Below are 19,290 nucleotides of genomic sequence, written 5' to 3' on the forward strand. Positions count from 1 at the left end.
CGCTTTTCAAGTGAGAATTCGTAAAATCAATCAACACGTTCGCAATGACAGGGTGTTTAATAGACGGAACCCTTTGCGCCCGTCTCTGTTCCTTTCGCCATCAATCATGTTCTCAGTCAACATCACGTCATGCACTTGAGAGAGTGTAGAACAGGATAAACCCATGAAACTTCTGTCCCTCTGTCTGTTTCTGACCGCCAGTCTACTCCTGCTCGACCTGAATTCCGCACTGGCAGAACCATACAATCCCCTGAAAACGACAGAAAACAGCTCCTCGAAACCGATCGACATTACAATGCGGGACAAAAACCGGGATCGCAACATTCCCCTGCGGATTTACCTCCCCGCACAGAAACAGGCGGCTCCGGTCGTTCTGTTCAGCCACGGACTGGGTGGTTCGCGAACCGGCTGCCAGTACCTGGGAGAACACTGGTCGGCCCGCGGCTATGTGGTCGTCTACATGCAGCACGCCGGCAGCGATGAAACGGTCTGGAAAGGAGTCCCCCTCCTCGAACGACTCAAAGCACTGAAATCGGCAACCACGCTGCAGAATACTGTCGACCGCTACCAGGATGTCTCGGCTGTACTCGATCAACTGTCACTGTGGAAGAACGATGCGACCAGCCAGTTTCACAAAAAACTCGATCTGAGGCACATCGGCATGTCCGGTCATTCCTACGGTGCTGTCACGACACAGGGGGTCAGCGGCCAGGCCTGGCGACTGGTTGGCCAGCGGTTTACTGATCCCCGCATTGAAGCCGCCGTCATGTTCAGCCCCAGCACGCAAGGCAAAACCGATCCCGCGCTCTCCTTTGGCGAGGTGAAGATTCCCTGGCTGCTGCTGACCGGCACGAAAGACACTTCCCCCATCAATGACACGACCGTCGAAGACCGCCGCAAAGTCTTTCAGGGTCTGCCCGACTCAATCGACAGATACGAACTCGTCCTCATCGACGCGCCGCACTCCGCGTTTTCCGACGGCACGGAACGCCCGGGCCGCTTCCGCCGCAACCCTAAATATCATGAGGAAATCCTGGCCGTCACGACCGCCTTCTGGGACACCTACCTTCGCCAGAACGAACAGGCCCGCGTCTGGTTACAGGGCAAACCCTGCCAGCAGCAACTCGACCCCAAAGACGAATGGCAGTTCCAGACCCGGTCCGGGAAGAAAGCGAAAGAATAGAAATAAGCAACACGCAAATATCTCTTCAGGAAAAAATATCCCAGACACCACGTGTGAAGATCAGATAAAGTGACATCATGGTTCATGCTTCTCCGTCGAACCTTCACTGCTGAGAGGCGATGTTTCTGAAGATTCATTGAGTGGCGGGATTCGTCCGAATAGATAAAAGACTCCACTTATTGTTCCGGAGATCAACAGTGCGGCCGCTGCGAAGTAAGCTGCCTGATTCCAGTTCACCAGGGAGGTCAAACCAAGTTGCAGTCGCGCACTGGCAATGCCCCCCATCACGCCCACAATCAGTCCGGCATCCATTGCTACAACGCCGGTGAATTTTCCCCGCAGACCGAAGTGATAAACGATCCAGGGGGCCAGAGCAAAGCCCAGGAACAGAACCAGGGCCGAGCCATAAGGCAGTACTATGATGATGAAACCCAGCAGAATGCCGAACAGAAAAAGCCCCAGTGTGGTTCTCAGATAAGTCATGCTTGAATTCGACCACATATCAATAGAAGTTCTATTAAATGTTTACAACGGAATAGCATACCGTAAGTTGCCGGAAAGCTCACGGCAGGATCGCAAACACCCGTGCCGGAAAACCCGAACCTCCCTTGGGCTTGGGAAATGTCACCACAGCCAGGGCTCCTGCCTCGGGAAGTTGATCCAGGTTCGTGAGCAGTTCAATCTGATAATGGTTCTGACTCAGGATGTAGGTCTCCAGGGAATAGTCGTCTTCGGTGGTCGCGCTGCCAGGGTCGGTGTCGGTCGTTTCGTGACCGGAAGCGGTGATGCCGCGCACTTCGTAGAGATACTTGAGCACTTCCAGACTCCAGCCCGGATAATGGGCCACACCGTTTTTGTCTTTATTATGCATGGCACTTTGATCGGGCCAGCGTTTGGACCAGTCGGTCCGCATCACAGCAAATGCATTTTTGGGAACCGGGCCGTGCTGCGCCTCCCACTGGCGGACATCATCCATCGTGATCGTGTAGTCCGGATTCTTTTCGACCGCTGCATGCACATCAAAAACGACCAGAGGCATGATCATTTCCCTGACGTCAATCTCATCCAGCGTGCGGCCCCCTTTGACAAAATGCGCAGGCGGATCGGCGTGTGTCCCCCACTGACCGACATGACAGTACATCTGCGCGAAAAAGCCCGATCCGAGCGTATCGGGCCGTTTGTCGTACCAGTAAATGGTCTTCACACTCTCATCGGGAAAACCAGGCCAGTGCGGAATCCCCGGCTCAAAGGCATGCGTCAGGTCAACGAACTTCTTCTGCTGCAGAACCTCATACACCTGCGCCAGAGTGATCTCTCCCGTCCTGTTCTGAGTCGCCTCCGTCGCAACGACTTCTGAGACCGGCGACGGAGTTTCCTGGCTGCAACCGCTGATCCCCGGAAGCAGCAGGCAGAGAAATGTCAAAGCAGCGATACGTTGATGGCAGGTGGTGTGAATCTGAATCATCTCTGGTCTCGAATGTTTAAGTGGAATTGCAGCCAGCTGAAAATAAATTTGCTCTCCGTTGATTTTCCTGTAATGATGAGCTCTCTACAAGCATTATATGCTCCCCGATTCCGCCGAGGGCTCCCTGATGACAAACTCACCACTTCGCAAGAAAATCGGTTACACAATGCTGATGCTCCTGGTTCTGGTTGTGGCATTTGATCAGTTCTTGCGCTATTGTCAGACTCGACTTGAACCTTATAACGGCACTCCCCCGCTCAAAAACACGATGAAATTGCTGGGGCTGGCGCTCCATAATTATCAAGAGCGACATGGGTCACTGCCAGATGACATCAGGGACACATCAACGGGCGAGAACCTGCTCAGCTGGCGTGTGCTTCTACCTGAAGAAGTGAGTGAGACGCTGCCTGGTTATCAAAATTCGGAACCGTGGGACGCCCCCGGCAACCGCGCCCTGACGGGCTCTCTTCCCGATCTGTATGAACATGCGGACAATGGCTTGCCGGTCACACTGAGTGACCAGCGTGAGGCAGGCCTGACAAGTGCCCTGGGGGTGAAAAATCCCAGCGGTAACTGGAACGGCACCGACCCGGACAGCGAGCCAGTCCTATATATTAACAACAAACCGGTCCTTTGCGTCGGCGTCGCTGCAGCGGGACGAGTCCCCTGGACCAGACCGGTCGATTATTCGATCTCCGAGGTAATCGATAAACTAGAGCAGGACCAGACCAGTCCCTCACCCACAATCCTGTTCGCCCTCTTCGCAGACGGCTACGTCGTCCCGCCCCCGTTCACCTGGAAGCTGAGCGCGCCTGAGTAATCGATGACAACATGCTGAATGATGTCTCTTCAGTTCATTTTTCGGTTCTTGACCTCTTTTATGTACACTTAGATTAGATTCAAACTGACACATAATTACCGAATTACGACCGCATCCTTTTTCGGTGAGCCAACCGATAACATGTTCGCCAACTCATGGTTGGAAACAGCGAGTGAAGCTGAAAACATGTTGGTCCCGTGAGCTTGTCAAACGAATTGCGAACTGACTCGACTGCTTTCGGGTACGCATTCAGGAGCAGTTGATAGTCCTGCAAACAGATCAAATAATTCTGAGGAAGGTGTCTTTCAAAATGAGTTCGTTCATCATTGCCGTATTGGGCCTGGATCATGAACAGTTCAAAATACGTTGCAAAACCTTCTTCAAGCCCGCTTGCGTTTCCGCGGGTGCCATCGGTAACGTGCAAGTGTGCAGACTCATGGGCGAGATTTGCGAAGAAGGTCGGTTCGTATTGCATTGCATTTGGGCCGACATAAACAGTGGCATTATCTCCGTGTAAATCAAATGTGGGGCCCTCATTCGATAGGAGAACACCATTCAATTGATATTCATGCAGTGGTTCCCCAATCAAATTATTCAATACATCGCGAAATTCTGTCAGAAGAGCAGTTCCACGTTCCACCATCTCATCAGGCAGGTTTATACGCTTCATTTTATTGAAACTCAATCAACAGCCATAAAGGCCGAGTTTGAAGGGGTCAGACGCCGGTGTCTCATTTTCGCCCCCCCCTTTGTCTTGCCTCAATTCTCTTAAATTAGGAGACGGTAAGGGGCCTCACTGTTTTCTGTCACTATACCAGTCGTTTTCTCTGACAGTTTCCTGCTCGCTGCGCTCGGCCCGAATTACATTCGGGCCTATCTATTCGATTCACTAACTCTGTTGATTGATCGTGTGGTTCATGGTCCGCAGCCAAATCACTCACCATGCCAGCCGCGCCAGGTCCAGATCAGGGTGTCGGCGAGTGTCTGTTCGAAGACTTTGCGGTCGCAGTGTCGGGTGCCTTTACTGAAGACGTAGCGGTAGTCGTAACCTTTGGCCTTGAGGGCAGCGGCAGTCCGTTTGTTGGCCATCACCCAGTTATGATAGGTGGACTCAGGATCTTTTGCGCGGAGGTCGTTTTCGGCGACGTGCGTGAAAATTCGCAGCGGCTTCTTGTCGCTGTTTTCGATCAGCTTCATGTTCGAATGGTATTCCCAGGCACCCAGGGGGTACTTTGCTTCTTCAGGGGCGTCGTCGTCCTGTTGATCGACGAACGTGCCGGAATAGGTAATCAGGCGACGGAACAAATCGGGACGGAACCAGCCCATTGTCAGCGCCGCCGCTCCGCCCGAACTGCAGCCCATGGTAGCCCGGCCCCAGGGATTGTCGGTAAATGCAATATGGGGGTAAGCAGCTTTGATCTCTTTGTTGTTAAGAACCGCTGGCAGGATTTCGTCATTGATGAAGCGGGCATAGCGGTCGGACATCGTATCGTACTCCAGCCCCCGCTCACTCCCCTTGCCGTCGTTACCGCCATTCTGGACGCCAATCACGATAAACGCCGGCAGTCGACGTGCGGGGTCTTTGGAGATCGTCAGGTTGTCCAACGCATTGCAGACCAGGTCCATACGGCTCGGCCCATCATGCGTCACCAGAATCGGTGCTTTCGTACCATCTTTGTATTCCGCGGGAGCGTAGACGAATATCTTGCGAGTTTTTCGTACCTCTTTTTTAGGGTCGAGAGTCTTATCAGTTCCGGGAAAGATCTTACTGTCTGCCAGAGGCATCTCAAATTCAAAATGTTTTCCTTTGGGATTTCCCAGATCAGTCAGATCGGGAGCAATCTGATATTTCGGCCCGATAACAAAATTGCCATTCCCTTTTTTTCCCGGATCCTCCGTATATTTCTCTGCAGATAACAGCAAACTGGAGGTAAAACCAGCCACAGCGACTGTGAGAAAATAACAGAGATATTGAGAACGGAGCCGATAATTGAGCAGCATAAGTGATTCCACCGATTACAGGATGAATTTAAATTGAAAGCGTTTACCTATATATGAGCCTACACGATCTGTGGATAACGTGCAATTTTCAAGCTGCAATTGGCGGGACGAGTACAAAGGTGTGTCGCATTGAAATAATATAAAATCGGGTAAAATCAGGTACACGATCATAGAATGAGAAGAGAGACTGGCATGTATTATCGAATCTTAAAAGCACCGCCGGGATATTCCTCCGATCAGAGTTTTATGCTCGTTCAATACCGCGATCTCGATTATGCTTCCCGCTGCGGAAGTGTGAAGAACAGCCTTGGCACTGAGTTTTTTGGGACCATTGAGGAAGCGAGACATTATTTACCAGTGACTGCCCGAAAGCTCCCATTTGAATCAGAGCACCAGTTCCTGGAACTGTGGGAAGAAGAAAGTTAATGGGATTCTTTTCTAATCTGCTGAAATGGTTTCAGCCTGAAGAGTATGACGATGCCGACTTAGGCCGATTGATCTCAGTCGGCAGTGGGGGCTGGGATGGCACATGGACCCTGCTACCTGGAGAAAGGGTAATCCCATTTACGATTTGCGGCCGGCCAGAGACTATTTCCAGCGAACATCGCAGCTTCATGCTTCAGGTAAAAGACCGCTTCACCGAAATCGAGCAGGAACTCGCGCGGACCATGTTCCGGGGGATCGATCCCCTCGACAATGGTTCCACACCGGAAGAAGTATTCTCACATATGAAACTCACCAGTGTCTACTTTACAGATCTCGACGCATCCCCCAGGGAATGGCAAATCTGGTATGTGAATGATTTAGACCCCGCAGGCCATGCCATTGGCGTTGAAATGAAGGACTGGCAATACGACGGCTTCTCAATGAACGGTTAACAGCTGACTTCCTGGATCACTCGTTGACCGTACTACGGTAAGTTAACGAAGAAACGAGCGGTTCCGGAAAAGTCACCTTCGAATCAGTCTACTTCTTGCTGGCAGCAGTCGCCGGGACATCGAAATCGAGGGTGGTTTCAGACTGTTCGGGGTCGATTTCTGCCGTCGCCTGATAATCTTCAAACAGCGGCGGGCGGATTTCATTGGATCCGGTTGCGGTGAAATCATAGCCGGTGATCAGGATCTGAATGGCTCCCGCGACTGTCCCCTTCCCGCCGGATGCGCCCGTATCATACTTGCCCCCTTTGATCATGGCATAGCCTACAGGACCTTCGTTCCCTTTTTCCGCATCAGGCACGAACGTGATACGCCCACTTTCCAGGGGCGCCCCTTGATAGTTGATGGAGCCACTGACATCGTAACGTTCAGGGCCGTCATTTTTGCTTCCACAACCTGACAGACCGGTCAGCCAGAGAAACACACTCATCAATACAGCAAACGACAGACGGTTCATCCAGTTATCTCCACATCAGACTCAAAAAGAAAATATGAAACAGTGAGAACAGACAGACGCTCAGGCAAACGATCGACTTAGAATTCGCCCAGAACTTTACCGTCCGCCCGGTCGCCCAGGTTCCCATAGATGGCGATGCTGACGTTTTCGCTGATGAACCGCACGCTGCCATCGCAGAGTGTGAAATGCGCCCCGCCCGTGTGCAGACTGCCAAAGCCGTCACTGTCGACGACAAAGGGATAGACGCCGTCATCGTCGGGCGTACTGCGATTGATGGGACGCGTCGAATTTGTATTGCGGGAGACCAGTGTGTAGCGTTTGTGAATCCCGATTCCGCCCCAGGCACCGCCTGTTTCGTAGATGGAACTGCTGTCGACTTCGGTGTATTGATTGTTACTGACTTCGCCTAATGCAATGGTATTACTCGTGCCATCGATGATATCACGAAAGCGAGTGGCTGAATTTGTGTAAAACACCCCGGGCATCGGGTTCATTGAGGTCGCTTGTCCATAATTATTGATGTTACCTCGACAGCTGACATAACTGGAGCGGCCGTAACCGTTGATCGTTGTACCTTTATTGAACTGTGTGTCAGACGGACAGGAAAACACCGCTAGTGTGATGCCCAGTTGGTTGGTACTGTTTGGTGCCCGTAACAGACCATGGCCTGACACGAATGAGCCCCCGTGGGCATACGACTGGTAATCGCTGTTGTCAAAACTCTGCAGGTTATACAGCGGCGCCTGATCCAGAAACGGAAGCAGGTAGATCCCCCAGGCGGGGTTATGGCCCACATAACGATGATCATTACTGGGAACCGGAGTCCCTCCCGAAGACATAAACTGTGGAACAGTCCAGCCGGGAGGAAACACCGAGTGGGCTTCATGATAATTATGCAGAGCGATACCCAGTTGTTTCAGATTGTTTTTGCAACTGGAGCGACGAGCCGCTTCCCTCGCCTGCTGGACCGCAGGGAGTAAAAGCGCAATTAAAACAGCAATGATGGCTATGACCACCAACAATTCGATCAGCGTAAATCCACGACGTTGCATCATGAAATCCTGCTATTTAATGAAGAGGTAGGAAGGCAATAAAATACCGTAAATGCGAGCTCTGCATTTTTTAGCTGGAGGAAGGCTGAAAGCGATTCGTCATACGTGCACGCAAGCGGGATCGTGCTTTCACTCCATCTGTCTTCACCAAAGGAGTTGATTCTAGCTGACGAGACGAATCAATGTCTCTCGAAGTAGATTCTTACGTACACTCAGTTCTTTGTCAATTTTTTAATGAACAAATTATTAAGTTTCCGGGGAAGAATCAGTAAAGACTTATCTGAACGCGCATCCCCCTCCTGAGTAAGTGACTGACTCTCAGGTCCGTTCCTGCTTCACCAGCCGTCTTGTCAATCAGAATCAGCCGGTTGCATCGCCCCCGGTGCAGACTCATTATTATGTTCATCCTGTTTACAACGACTGGCCAGCGTTCCCAGGATCGGTGAAATCAGTGCCGTCCAGCCAGTCTGGTGGCTGGCACCTAAACCGCGTCCTGTTTCCGCATCGAAATATTCGTAGAACAGAACCAGGTCCCGCCAGTGCGGATCGTTCAACAAGCTATCGGTCCGCGCGTAGCTGGGACGTCCCCCATCTTCTTTCGAAAGGAACAGATTCGACAGCCGCTTGCGGATTTCGTCGGCCACTTCCTGCAGATCCATGTAATTCCCCGAACGTGTCGGACATTCCACCCGCAACGATTTGCCGTAAAACAGATGATAGCGTTCCAGTGCTTCAATCAACAGATAGTTGAGCGGAAACCAGATCGGCCCCCGCCAGTTGGAATTACCGCCGAACAGCCCGCTGTCCGACTCTGCCGGCATATACTGCACCCGCAGTCGCTCCCCGTTCAGGTCGTATTCGAATGGATGCTCTTCGTGAAATTTCGAAAGTGACCGGATCCCGTAGTTGGATAAAAATTCGTCTTCGTCCAGCAGATAACGCAACATGCGCAACAGACGCTCGCGGGTAGGGATCGCCAGCAGACGGCGGCCGCAGTTTTCTGTCTCCTGATCGCGTTCCATGTACGTCATGAACCTGGTCAGATCGGGACGGCTTTTAAGGAACCAGTCCATTCGTTTGCGAAAGCCGGGCAGTTTGTCGATGGTCTCATCAAACAGCACATCGACCGTAAACAGTGGTATCAACCCGACTATCGATCGGATTTTCAGAGGAATACTCCGGCCATCCAGGTGCAGATGATCGTAATAAAAACCATCCTCTTCATCCCACAGACCGGTACCGTCCAACGAATTCATCGCCTCGGCAATAGACACGTAATGCTCGAAGAATTTCGACGCCATATCTTCATAAGCGGGGTTTCCATCTGCCAGCTCAAAGGCAATTGACAGCATGCTGGAACAGTAGAATGCCATCCAGGCGGTCCCGTCGGCCTGTTCCAGGTGTCCCCCCGTCGGCAGTGGTTTGGAGCGATCGAATATTCCAATATTATCCAGACCGAGGAAGCCACCACTGAAAACGTGTTTGCCGCGAATGTCTTTGCGGTTCACCCACCAGGTAAAATTCAACAGCAGTTTCTGAAACACGCGTTCCAGAAAATTGCGATCGCGGTCACCGTTGGACGCAGTCATCTGATAGACGCGCCAGCAGGCCCAGGCGTGCACAGGCGGATTCACATCGCTGAAGTTCCATTCGTAAGCGGGCAGTTGACCGTTGGGATGCATGTACCATTCGCGTAAAAACAGAATCGCCTGCTCTTTCGCGAAATAGGGATCGATTTTCGAAAACGGAACCAGGTGAAAAGCCGAATCCCAGGCGGCATACCACGGATATTCCCACTTGTCAGGCATCGAAATAATATTCCGATTGTACAAGTGCCCCCAGTCCGCATTACGCGGGCTCGGCAGCCCCGGCGAGGGAGTCTCATCTTCCCCTTTGCGTGGATTCTTCAACCAGCGGGGAATCACGTAGTGGTAGAACTGTTTCGTCCATAACAGGCCGGCGTTGGCCTGTCGCATGATCTGCTCTTCGTCCGCCGAAAGTCCCGGGGCGACCAGTGATCTGGCATAGCGGTCTGCTTCATCAATCCGCTGTGCGAATACATCATCAAATCCAGAACCAAATGCTTCGGTCGGCAGCTTATCAACCGCTGCCATGCGAAAGCGAAATTCGACAGACTCGCCAGCGGGAACCATACACTGATAATGGGCGGCAGATTTCGTTCCCCTGGGTCGAGTGTTCAACACACCTTCGATGCCTTCCACTACCGCCAGATGGAACGCATCTTTGCAGGAAGGACGCTTGCTGTCAGGGTCATCGAACCGCCAGGTATTTGTTTCGTTTTCAGTAAACATCCACTGTGGGAGTTCTCCGTCCGGTCCGGCATCAGCAATCAACTGAAAATCGCCCAGTGATTCATGCTTCGCCAGCAACCGGTCCGCTTCGAGCTTCGCCAGGCTCGGCTTTTGTCTGGGCCGCTCCAGAGTTTCTCCCCAGCTCCACGTATTACGAAACCACCAGGTTGGCAGCAAATGCAGCGGTGCCGCTTCCGGCCCGCGGTTAAATACGGTAATGCGAATCAGGATATCTTCGTCAGCCGCCTTGGCGTATTCAATCTCAACATCAAAGTAACGTGCTTCGTCAAAGATACCGGTATTGGTTAATTCGTATTCTTGTTCCTGGCGAGAACGCTTCGCATTTTCTTCGCGGAGCTTCGCATAAGGAAATTCCGCCTGGGGATATTTATAGAGGGCTTTCAGATATGAATGCGAAGGTGTTGAATCCAGGTAGTAATAGGCCTCTTTGACGTCTTCCCCATGGTTGCCTTCCGGCCCGGTGAGCCCGAACAGCCGCTCTTTCAGAATCGGGTCTTTTCCATTCCACAAAGTCAGGCTGAAACAGAGGCGACATTGCCGGTCACAGATTCCCAGCAGACCATCTTCCCCCCAGCGATACGTCCGCCAGGTTGCTCCTTCATGGGTAAAATTCAGCCAGGGGTCACCATCGGCGGTGCTTTCCCTTACTGTTCCCCACTGACGCTCTGCCAGGTAAGGCCCCCAGCGTTTCCAGTTGGCACCAGGCTCACGCTCCGATTCGGTGACAAGACGATCCCATTCTACTTCAGACATAAATGTACATACTTTTTTTAACGGTCAGGCAGAGGCAGGCGTGCCCGAATATTTTGCAGGATGTGCGCAAGAATATTGCTTTCCTGCACAGGAATCAATATCTCGACACCAGAATTACGCTTCTGACCCTCTAATTGCGAATTTCGTTCCCATCACTCAGGTCTAATGGGAATTGCCTTGAAACGCAACCGACAGACCAGCTCTTAATGAAATCAGGTTTGTCTGGCCTGATCTGGCGAAGGATTATCTATCATCGATGTGTAAAAACCGATAGGATGTCAAAGTTCAGTGCAGTAGGGTTCCCTGCCCGACCAGAACAGCAAAATTGCTTCTACAGTTCTTTCCAGCTCGGAACCACTTGTTTTACATATCGTTGTTCGTGTGCCCGTTGCTCCTGCGCACTGCAGGCCGGCGCAAACGGATCCGTGATTTTTACTGTTACCTGCTCCACGAGTAAGCCACGCGGGTCCGTTTCCTTTGCGGTCGATCGGAAGCGAACATAGGACAGACCATTTAACGTCGGATGTCGCACGCGGAGTTCGACCGGCTGTTGATCGTCAATTTTCAAAGAACAGAGTCGGTTGGAGAGATCCCAGTCAAATCGTAAGGTATGCCATTGATCGGGCGTCAGGTTCAGATCGCTCAACGATACCCGAAAGACAGCAAGCTCTTCGCCGAAGTCATTCGTCGGATCAAACATCCGATCATTTAATGCAATGCTCGATCCCTGTGACCCGGAAGGGACTTTAATTCGAGCTTCCAACGATCCCTTCCATCCATTGGGAAAATTCCAGGTAGCTCCATCCGCGGGGAGATCGGGTTGTTTGCGAACATGCAGACACTTCCTGGTTTTGTCATCCGGATGGTCGATCAGTACCGCCCCGGCCGCTCGTGCGCGCCACCAGCGCCTGGCAGGACCATGATGAGTATAGGTCGACCACTGCTTCAATCCGTCAGTGAAATCGGTGCTCGCTGTGGTTTCTACGATCCATTCCGGATCAATCAGGATCGGATTGCGTCCCCCTTTTCCCTGGCCAGCTAATACCACGATGTGACCATCGCTGGTGCAGGCACCTAACGGATAAGCCGTCCCCCGATCACCATTTTCAGCAGGATTGTCATTGCGCCGATGATCCAGGTAGATCTCCCGAAATCCGCGCCAGGTCTTACCTTCATCGTCAGAGACCGCAATGTGCAGCGCGTCGCGGCCGCCATATACCCCTTCTCCCTCAGCGCGTGCTGGCATCTCACAGTTATTCCAACACACGACCAGCCATCCGTTGCTGTGACGCATAATGTTCGGCGGTCCGGTAGAAGTATTGAACCGGCTCGCCCGTGCAGGACTCCAGGTCGTTCCCCCGTCGGAAGAAAACGATTCATAAAGAAAGCCGGCTGTCGTTCGCATCATCATCCAGATTGGTCCGTCTTTCAGTTCTTCAAAAGACGGTTCGCAGGCACCTTCGTTTGATCCGTTAAAGCCCGGATAACAGGGAGCGATCAACCTGCTCTCGCTCAACTTCCAGCTCTTACCACCATCATCAGAGTACTGAATCACTGTCTCATGCCGCCCCGTTGGCGGAGCAGCTCGCGAATGGGGGATCAGACTGCCATGAGGAACCAGAAGCCGGCCAGTACTCAACTCCTGGTACTCCATCAGGGAACCGTTGTAACCACGCCAGGTCATGAGTGGTTTGCTCGCTCCAGCAGGTCCTGCACGATCAATCCAGGTATTCAGATAACGAGGCAGTCCTGCTTTTTTCGCAGACTCCTTGTCCAGTGACTCGTTCTGAACCCGAACACTTTTGATTTGACCATCCTGCGATAGAACAACCTGAGTATTATTGAGTACTCCGCTCTGCATGATCGTTTCACTCGCCAGTATTTCTTCTGGCAGGTGAGGCAGTAGTGCGTGAATCTTCCCTTCTGCATCTGGCAGTGAGAGCGGACCTTTCGCAGGTGCATATCGATCATAAAACGCAAAACGCCCGTCGGGCAGGCGCATGATGGCGAAAGCCGTTCTCGCCCCACCAGCTGCTTCTGCATCATGAATACCTTCCCCCTGGAAGAGCATTTGTGGCGGTTCCGCGGCCTGGGATTGAACGGCCAGAGTCAGCAGGAACATAATCATGAATCGGGTGAGCATCGCGAAAACCTCTTCATCAAACTACTGATTGAATACGCCGAAAGTCCTGAAGTGAGTCCACTCGAAGATTGAGCGAGAATTCATTATAAACCCCCAACCAATTAAAAGTCATTTCATTATTTAATAATTGCCATCTGGTTGAGCAATGATGAGCTTGAATCATACTCTCCGGTTCTGTTGCTTCCGGGGTCTGTAACCGTCTCCTGATTCAGGTAGAATGGGAAAAGAGACGCTGTCTTGTGTTCGTGAAACAGGATCAGAGCGATAAGGCGCATACACAACCTGGAGGGGGAATTCACTTTTCCTGTGCAGCAGCCGATGTTTTTTTGATAAATCTCAAATATTCATCGAAATTGCCGTGGAATAATCCAGGATGAATCCATTTCTCTACAGACGGGGTAATTAATATGAATAACGATGACAATCAAACAACAGAAACGGCATCCGAAGAACATGTCCGGTTAATCGCTCAGGCACAACGCCGGATTTACGCATTCATTTTCTCACTCGTGGGGCATGCGACGGATGCCGATGATATTCTGCAGGAAACGAACGTAGTTCTATGGCGAAAACGGGAGACGTACGAACCGGGCACCAATTACCTGGCCTGGGCGTTTGCGATAGCCCGTCTGCAGGTCCTGTCACATCGATCAGAGAAGGCCCGCAAAGGTCTTAAATTTGATGACAATTTACTGGAGAAGATTGCGAAGGTTGCCAGTACAGAAACCGAGCAATACGACCGCCGCAGTGCCGCACTGCAGAATTGTCTGCAGAAAATCACTGCGACTCAGCGAGAGTTGATCGCGCGGCGTTATCAACCAAACGGCACTGTCATTTCTTTGGCAGCCGATATTGGGAAAACGTCCAAGGCGGTCTCGGAATCGTTGCGGCGGGTTCGGGAGAAACTACGTCTGTGCATTGAACGAACCCTGGCAGCTGAGGCGCGTTTATGAGCTCGATTTCACCGCCGGAAGAACGGTCGATCCTGCTCAACGCAATGGCAGATGACGTATTGAACGCAGAACAGGAACTCCGGCTGATCGAACTTTTGCAGGCTGATGCAGATTTTCGTTTAGAGTACGTTCGCTTCTGCCAGCTACTGACTCAGTTACGCTGGCAATATGAGAGCGAACCCGACGAACGACTCGCTCCCGACCGTCGGGTTTCTCCAGTCCGTTCCGTTTCCCACACGAAGAGACGACGGCTCACCGCGTTTACGGTGGTCATGCTGCTGATGGTCGTTGTCAGCTGGCTGAGCTGGAATGGTTCGACAGAAGATCCAGCGGGAAAATTAGTGAGCGTCTCCGGTCGGGTGGAGATGATTCGTAATCAGCAACATCCTTTGTGGATTTCTCCCGATCAACTCAACAGCCATCCTCGCACACTGCAACAGGGAGACCGTTTGCTAACCAGCCGTGGCAGTTCGGCGACTTTACAGCTGGCAGATCAGACCATGATTCGAATTCAGCCGGAAACAGAGATTACCGTTTATCCCCAATCCAAAGACGGAATCAGTGTTCCGTCAGGCAGCATCAAAGCGAAAGTGACGCCCCAAAGTCCTCGTAATCCGCTCACGTTCATGCTCCCCCACGCGGAAGTGCAGGTCCTGGGAACGGAGCTGGAGTTGCTCACACTCCCCGGGCAGAGCGAGGTGGCGGTGCTGGAAGGCAAAGTTCAGGTTACCCGAAACTCTGACGGAGCCAGGCAGTTGGTATCAACTGGCCAGTTCCTGCCGGTTACAGATGCAGAACCATTTTCCATTGTCAACTGGCCGCGCCCCCCCGATGAATGGAGCATCGATTTTGAACATGGCCTCCCGGCCGGCTGGGAGGGGCAACGGGTGAGACATGCACTGCCGAACCATTCGCGGGGAGCCATCAGATCCATCCCCGTTCAGCAGGATATGCAGACGGTTCAGAAAATCCAGTCACCACAGGTCCCGTCCGGCCTGTTTTTCTGGCATGAAGATTCGCAGCTCCAGTTGAGATTCAAAATACAACCTCCAGGTTGGTTTCACATCTATCTGCACGCCCGAACCTATCAGAACCCCCGGCCAGTTTTGACTTACTGCTACGTTGATTTACGTCTCTGGCAGACTCAGCCCGGTGCATGGAAAACCATCAGCATTCCTCTGTCTGAATTTCGTTTGCAGACCTATGTGAAAGAGAACCCGGGGCTTGGTTGTATCCCCTTGCAAATCTCTTTCCGTGGTGAAAGCGAAACGGATGGGTTCATGATCGATCGCATCTGGGTCACGCGTGGAAACAGCACGCCCCCCCAAATCCAGAATGATGTTCCAACAGTAAATGACATGAGGTGAGCATGAGAGACTATCTTTGTAATCGAAATCTGTTTGTCTCCCTGTTCCTCTGGCTATTGACCCTGCAGGGATGTAACCGTACCGACAGTAACACGGCCACGCCAGTTCCCGGATCCAGTGTGGCGGCCAGTCCCAGTGAAGAACCACTTCAAACAGAGGTGATATCCAGACCACCGGCCACTGTCTCCGCAGCGGCCGCGGAAACGACTGCAACTCCAACAGTAAAAGCACAGTCGTCGCCACCCCCGGTTGCAGTTGCTCAGACTGATATTTCCCCCCGTATCGGTCCCGGCTACTTTGCTGGAAAACAGGATGCTGTTATTTACTCTACTCCACGTGTCGAAAAACTCAGTGTCTCACCGGATGGTCGATATGCTGTCGTCAGTCGTCATATCAATGCCGAGGGATCTTTGTTACAAATCTGGGATCTGCAGTCAGGACAGGTGGTTAAGGAGTGCCACGAACCGTTGGGCGTGACTGCCGTCGCGTTTTCGCCTGACAGTCAGAGCCTGGCTTATGGAGCGAAAGATCGAGCTGTGGTGCTGCAACCGTTATCGGGAGGGCCAGCCAGACGCTGGGTGCACCACCGATTGTCTATCGGAGGGCTCGACTTCGCGCCTGACGGAAAACAACTGGCCAGTCTGGGGCACGATAATCAACTTTTCATCTGGGATGTCGCAACCGGAAAGTTGATTTCCCAGGCCATTGACGGCGAAGGCCGCTTTGCCACTCAGGTCAGATTTGTCGCGCCGGATCGACTGTGGACACTGGGAACGGACGGTAAACTCCGCTGGTATAATCTCAAAAACAATGCGCTTGTTTTCAAGAATGAAATAAAACTCCCGGTAAACACGTCGTATCAGACTGCTGACGATGACAGTCTTTTTGGTCGGTTCCTGGATCACAGTCTGCATGTCATCTCTGCCTCCACGGGAAAAGATGCGATGCCTCCGCCTTTTCAGCCGACGCTCTCTGAAAACAACGTCCTGAAGCCGTCGCAAAGAATGACTACCGTCGCGGTCGCCTCGCAGTCAGGCGAATTTGCGTTTGCGACTGCGGATGGAACACTGACATTCGGGAACAAAACGAAACCCAAACAAACAGAACAAGTGAAAATCGAAGCGCTGGTGACCGACCTGGCGACCGATCAGGAAGGACGGACCTGGGTTGCCGCGACAGGAACAGGGGATTTGCTGGTGATCAGCCGCAATCCATCGACAGCCCCCCGGTGGTTAGAAAAACAGGAAACTGAAGGGCCCCTGGTTGCTCCACAATTCAGTTCCGACGGCAAGACGCTCGTCACTGTGAAAGGTCCAGGCAATGTCATCTGCATGGACATCGGAACCGGCCTGGTACAGCAGCGATTCACTTTGCCTGAATCGAAGTCGATGAACGAGAAGAACCATATAACCATGGTTGTGACTGATTCCAGCCAGATTTATTGTGGAACGAGTACAGGCAAAGTTGAGGTATTGGATTTGAAGACATCCACCTTGACAAAGACCATTCCCGTATCCAGATCGGGATCTGCAATCACATCACTGTCACTGGCACCAGATGGAAAACAGTTACTGGCAGGCGACGCAGTCGGGAACACAGTCTGGATCAATCCGTTGAATGATTCTCCTTCGGTGTCTCGGCAAGCGCATAAAGGCCGGGTCAGAGCGGCGACGTTCTCACCCGATGGACGCTGGGCTGCCACTGCCGGCGAAGGTCGCACTGTTGTGATCTGGGATGTCACCCGGCAATCCAGACGCTCGACCCTGAATGGCCATGAGGATGTCGTCCAGGCACTTGCTTTCAGCCCGGACAGCCGATTGCTGATCAGCGGTGATCGACAGGGAGAACTCAGGCTCTGGGATCCCCAGACCGGTAAACAGGTCTGGAGATCGCCGATGCGCTCCGCTGAGTTGCCACTGCAAGATCGTCCCATAATAGCCAAGATGCTAAAATGGCCGGACGCCTTTCCGGACGAGGGGATTACATCGCTTGCATTCAATCAGGAACAAAGTGTACTGGCAGTCGGTACGGTCAACGGATATCTGCAGACCTTTGATCTCGTGAGGTTTCATGAACTGTCCACGGTCTTCACAGGAGGCCCCATCAGTGACTTGATGTTTACCGACGATAGTTCGTCGCTACTGGTTTCGATCGTTCCGGGAGAGGTGGTCAGATGCTGGCAGTCACCAAGGCCGCCGAAGATGTTATCCGGCCACGATGGCTATATCCGGTTTGCGGCCCTTGATGAATCAGGGAAACGGGCCGTCACCGGTGGTCATGACAAACAACTCTGTGTCTGGGATGTCGATAACGGTAAGTTAATTCAATCGCTGGACAACGAAGAAGTCGTCTCAGCGGGTGCCATTTCACCGGATGGACTACACGCTGTCACAGTTGGTTTCGGGACGGGAGTGATCTTCTGGGATTTGGAACAGATGAAGCGACTCGACAAACGGTACGGCCACCAGGGACGCATCTGGACGCTGGCCTTTAGCCCGGACGGAAAAGAAGTCGCGACAGGATCGGAAGATAAATCAGTCAGGATCTGGGACTATGCGACACGGAAGTCACGGATTTCCATCCCCCTTGACAACGCAGTCCACTTCGTCAGGTTTTCTCCTGATGGTAAAAAACTCTTGACCAGCACCAGTAACGCGCGTGGTTGGAAATTCCCGGGCCGTTTCCAACTCTGGAACTCCAGCAATGGAAAGCTGCTGATGGAATTCAAAGGGCATCGCGCCTGTGTCAATGGGGCGGCCTTCAGTGATGACGGAACTGAAATCACTTCGTGTGGTGCAGACAGCCAGATCTGCAGGTGGAATGCTGCCACCGGAAAGCAACTGAGCGACATAACACGGCGGAATGGTTTGTCTCACATCAATTTCATTCCGCATAGCCCGTTTCTGGTTATGATTCGCTTCAGTAATGGGGTATTCATTGATGATGCCAAATCACTCAAGCGGTTGTCGGAGTTCTCTGTTCCAACACGGACAATTGGAGACTTGAATATTTCGGCGAAAAGCAACCGGATCATCGCCGGCACTCAAGAGGGGCGAATTTTTGTGTGGAGTATGGGAGAAGAATAAGCCTGACAATCATTTCACCTTTCAAGATACTCAGGCCATACTTTCAGAAAACGTCTCCAAAAACTCGTTCTTGTCCGGGAAAGATGTTTTTACTGGCCTGTTCGTTTCTTAGATCTCAAACCGCCTCCGGAGTAGCTGATCCCCTATGAATCAGGACATTTCGTTTATTGAGCGGTCTGCGGACAGATTTCAGCCAGACTGAAATGATTTTACCCACGAACACAAGCAGTCATTTACCTCCTTTTTTATTCTCATTCTTGCCCATGCTGATCGGCAACACAGCTGCGATCAAAAAGTATCGCTGATTTTTTTATTTTTTCATAATAACACTCTACCCATAACCATAGGGTATCGCTGAGGATATGGAATAATCTTCATTTTCCAGCTTAAATATTCGAAAAACAGAGAGAGATACCTGTTGACATATTTTATATCTGGCTTTTAATGAGATAAGTCTTTTCAAAAAACTCTAACGGGCACTCGCCATTAAATCAGAAAACTGTACGACTAAATCTACTGATTCTGGTAGTCATTTATCTCGTAATAACAATCATATTTCTAACTCTTATCTGATCTAACTAAATTCACCCTTAACAGCTCACTGAAGTTTGACTGTGCGCAGATTTTATCTCTACAGCTAACTTTTAAATCTTGCGCAAGAGCGAGTTCTACTCGCTCTATAGTCCGGATGAGAGTGAAGAATGTTTTCATTTCTTTATTTCACTTTGTATAACCGGAGGCT

General features: G+C 51.8%; 15 protein-coding genes. 7 read left to right on the plus strand and 8 right to left on the minus strand.

The genetic code is table 11. From position 1 onward, the window contains the following. Positions 1-163 precede the first annotated feature (163 nt). Positions 164-1,183: an alpha/beta hydrolase family protein gene (locus GmarT_RS14920; protein ID WP_002643716.1), complete on the plus strand. Its 1,020-nt coding sequence runs from the start codon at positions 164-166 to the stop codon at positions 1,181-1,183. Positions 1,184-1,258: 75 nt separating this feature from the next. On the opposite strand, the gene GmarT_RS14925 is transcribed toward GmarT_RS14920, so the two are convergent. Next, positions 1,259-1,666: a hypothetical protein gene (locus tag GmarT_RS14925; RefSeq protein ID WP_002643715.1), complete on the minus strand. Its 408-nt coding sequence runs from the start codon at positions 1,664-1,666 to the stop codon at positions 1,259-1,261. A 79-nt stretch (positions 1,667-1,745) separates the two neighbouring features. Then, a complete protein-coding gene (locus GmarT_RS14930; protein ID WP_002643714.1) occupies positions 1,746-2,648 on the minus strand; it encodes a cyclase family protein in 903 nt (300 codons plus the stop codon). Between the two features lie 127 nt (positions 2,649-2,775). Between GmarT_RS14930 and GmarT_RS14935 the strand changes: the two genes are divergently transcribed. Next, positions 2,776-3,468, plus strand: a complete 693-nt coding sequence (locus GmarT_RS14935) for a DUF1559 family PulG-like putative transporter (RefSeq protein WP_157158887.1) — start codon at positions 2,776-2,778, stop codon at positions 3,466-3,468. Positions 3,469-3,571: 103 nt separating this feature from the next. On the opposite strand, the gene GmarT_RS14940 is transcribed toward GmarT_RS14935, so the two are convergent. Together GmarT_RS14940 and GmarT_RS14945 are read right to left on the minus strand one after the other, a co-directional pair. Further along, positions 3,572-4,138 carry an hnRNP-L/PTB family RNA-binding protein gene (locus GmarT_RS14940; RefSeq protein ID WP_149302926.1) on the minus strand — a complete coding sequence of 189 codons (567 nt, stop codon included), beginning with the start codon at positions 4,136-4,138 and terminating at the stop codon, positions 3,572-3,574. A 263-nt stretch (positions 4,139-4,401) separates the two neighbouring features. Beyond that, positions 4,402-5,469, minus strand: coding sequence for an alpha/beta hydrolase (locus GmarT_RS14945; protein ID WP_002643711.1), 1,068 nt, complete (start codon positions 5,467-5,469; stop codon positions 4,402-4,404). Between the two features lie 192 nt (positions 5,470-5,661). Here GmarT_RS14945 and GmarT_RS14950 point away from each other — a divergent pair, with 192 nt between their 5' ends. Then, positions 5,662-5,895: a hypothetical protein gene (locus GmarT_RS14950; RefSeq protein WP_002643710.1), complete on the plus strand. Its 234-nt coding sequence runs from the start codon at positions 5,662-5,664 to the stop codon at positions 5,893-5,895. Continuing rightward, complete coding sequence (locus GmarT_RS14955; protein ID WP_002643709.1) at positions 5,895-6,347, plus strand: hypothetical protein; 453 nt, start codon at positions 5,895-5,897, stop codon at positions 6,345-6,347. Before GmarT_RS14950 ends, GmarT_RS14955 begins: the two co-directional genes overlap by 1 nt. An 88-nt stretch (positions 6,348-6,435) precedes the next feature. Here the strand turns inward: GmarT_RS14955 and GmarT_RS14960 are convergent, their stop codons facing one another. The 4 genes from GmarT_RS14960 to GmarT_RS14975 form a co-directional block, all read right to left on the minus strand. Beyond that, positions 6,436-6,861 (minus strand): hypothetical protein, encoded by a 426-nt coding sequence (locus tag GmarT_RS14960; RefSeq protein ID WP_002643708.1) that lies wholly within the window; start codon positions 6,859-6,861, stop codon positions 6,436-6,438. A gap of 77 nt (positions 6,862-6,938) precedes the next feature. After that, positions 6,939-7,916: a DUF1559 domain-containing protein gene (locus tag GmarT_RS14965; protein ID WP_044235953.1), complete on the minus strand. Its 978-nt coding sequence runs from the start codon at positions 7,914-7,916 to the stop codon at positions 6,939-6,941. A 347-nt stretch (positions 7,917-8,263) separates the two neighbouring features. After that, complete coding sequence (locus GmarT_RS14970) at positions 8,264-10,999, minus strand: MGH1-like glycoside hydrolase domain-containing protein (RefSeq protein WP_002643706.1); 2,736 nt, start codon at positions 10,997-10,999, stop codon at positions 8,264-8,266. Positions 11,000-11,330: 331 nt separating this feature from the next. Continuing rightward, positions 11,331-13,142 (minus strand): sialidase family protein, encoded by a 1,812-nt coding sequence (locus GmarT_RS14975; RefSeq protein ID WP_081459360.1) that lies wholly within the window; start codon positions 13,140-13,142, stop codon positions 11,331-11,333. Between the two features lie 407 nt (positions 13,143-13,549). Between GmarT_RS14975 and GmarT_RS14980 the strand changes: the two genes are divergently transcribed. Genes GmarT_RS14980 through GmarT_RS14990 form a run of 3 tightly spaced genes read left to right on the plus strand, consistent with a single transcriptional unit; the run spans position 13,550 to position 18,548 of the window. Further along, a complete protein-coding gene (locus tag GmarT_RS14980; protein WP_002643702.1) occupies positions 13,550-14,095 on the plus strand; it encodes a sigma-70 family RNA polymerase sigma factor in 546 nt (181 codons plus the stop codon). Beyond that, a complete protein-coding gene (locus GmarT_RS14985) occupies positions 14,092-15,462 on the plus strand; it encodes a FecR domain-containing protein (RefSeq protein ID WP_002643701.1) in 1,371 nt (456 codons plus the stop codon). Before GmarT_RS14980 ends, GmarT_RS14985 begins: the two co-directional genes overlap by 4 nt. Positions 15,463-15,464: 2 nt before the next feature. Next, positions 15,465-18,548, plus strand: coding sequence for a WD40 repeat domain-containing protein (locus tag GmarT_RS14990; RefSeq protein ID WP_002643700.1), 3,084 nt, complete (start codon positions 15,465-15,467; stop codon positions 18,546-18,548). The last annotated feature ends 742 nt before the right edge of the window (positions 18,549-19,290 follow it).

This window comes from Gimesia maris (genome assembly GCF_008298035.1).
GTDB classification, from domain to species: domain Bacteria; phylum Planctomycetota; class Planctomycetia; order Planctomycetales; family Planctomycetaceae; genus Gimesia; species Gimesia maris.

Excerpts from the sequence above, each read along its gene's own strand:
- GmarT_RS14935 (WP_157158887.1), top strand. The coding sequence starts at position 2,776 with ATGACAAACTCACCACTTCGCAAGAAAATCGGTTACACAATGCTGATG.
- GmarT_RS14925 (WP_002643715.1), bottom strand. The coding sequence starts at position 1,666 with ATGACTTATCTGAGAACCACACTGGGGCTTTTTCTGTTCGGCATTCTG.
- GmarT_RS14940 (WP_149302926.1), bottom strand. The coding sequence starts at position 4,138 with ATGAAGCGTATAAACCTGCCTGATGAGATGGTGGAACGTGGAACTGCT.
- GmarT_RS14985 (WP_002643701.1), top strand. The coding sequence starts at position 14,092 with ATGAGCTCGATTTCACCGCCGGAAGAACGGTCGATCCTGCTCAACGCA.
- GmarT_RS14965 (WP_044235953.1), bottom strand. The coding sequence starts at position 7,916 with ATGATGCAACGTCGTGGATTTACGCTGATCGAATTGTTGGTGGTCATA.
- GmarT_RS14920 (WP_002643716.1), top strand. The coding sequence starts at position 164 with ATGAAACTTCTGTCCCTCTGTCTGTTTCTGACCGCCAGTCTACTCCTG.
- GmarT_RS14990 (WP_002643700.1), top strand. The coding sequence starts at position 15,465 with ATGAGAGACTATCTTTGTAATCGAAATCTGTTTGTCTCCCTGTTCCTC.
- GmarT_RS14980 (WP_002643702.1), top strand. The coding sequence starts at position 13,550 with ATGAATAACGATGACAATCAAACAACAGAAACGGCATCCGAAGAACAT.
- GmarT_RS14930 (WP_002643714.1), bottom strand. The coding sequence starts at position 2,648 with ATGATTCAGATTCACACCACCTGCCATCAACGTATCGCTGCTTTGACA.
- GmarT_RS14945 (WP_002643711.1), bottom strand. The coding sequence starts at position 5,469 with ATGCTGCTCAATTATCGGCTCCGTTCTCAATATCTCTGTTATTTTCTC.
- GmarT_RS14960 (WP_002643708.1), bottom strand. The coding sequence starts at position 6,861 with ATGAACCGTCTGTCGTTTGCTGTATTGATGAGTGTGTTTCTCTGGCTG.
- GmarT_RS14975 (WP_081459360.1), bottom strand. The coding sequence starts at position 13,142 with ATGCTCACCCGATTCATGATTATGTTCCTGCTGACTCTGGCCGTTCAA.
- GmarT_RS14950 (WP_002643710.1), top strand. The coding sequence starts at position 5,662 with ATGTATTATCGAATCTTAAAAGCACCGCCGGGATATTCCTCCGATCAG.
- GmarT_RS14970 (WP_002643706.1), bottom strand. The coding sequence starts at position 10,999 with ATGTCTGAAGTAGAATGGGATCGTCTTGTCACCGAATCGGAGCGTGAG.
- GmarT_RS14955 (WP_002643709.1), top strand. The coding sequence starts at position 5,895 with ATGGGATTCTTTTCTAATCTGCTGAAATGGTTTCAGCCTGAAGAGTAT.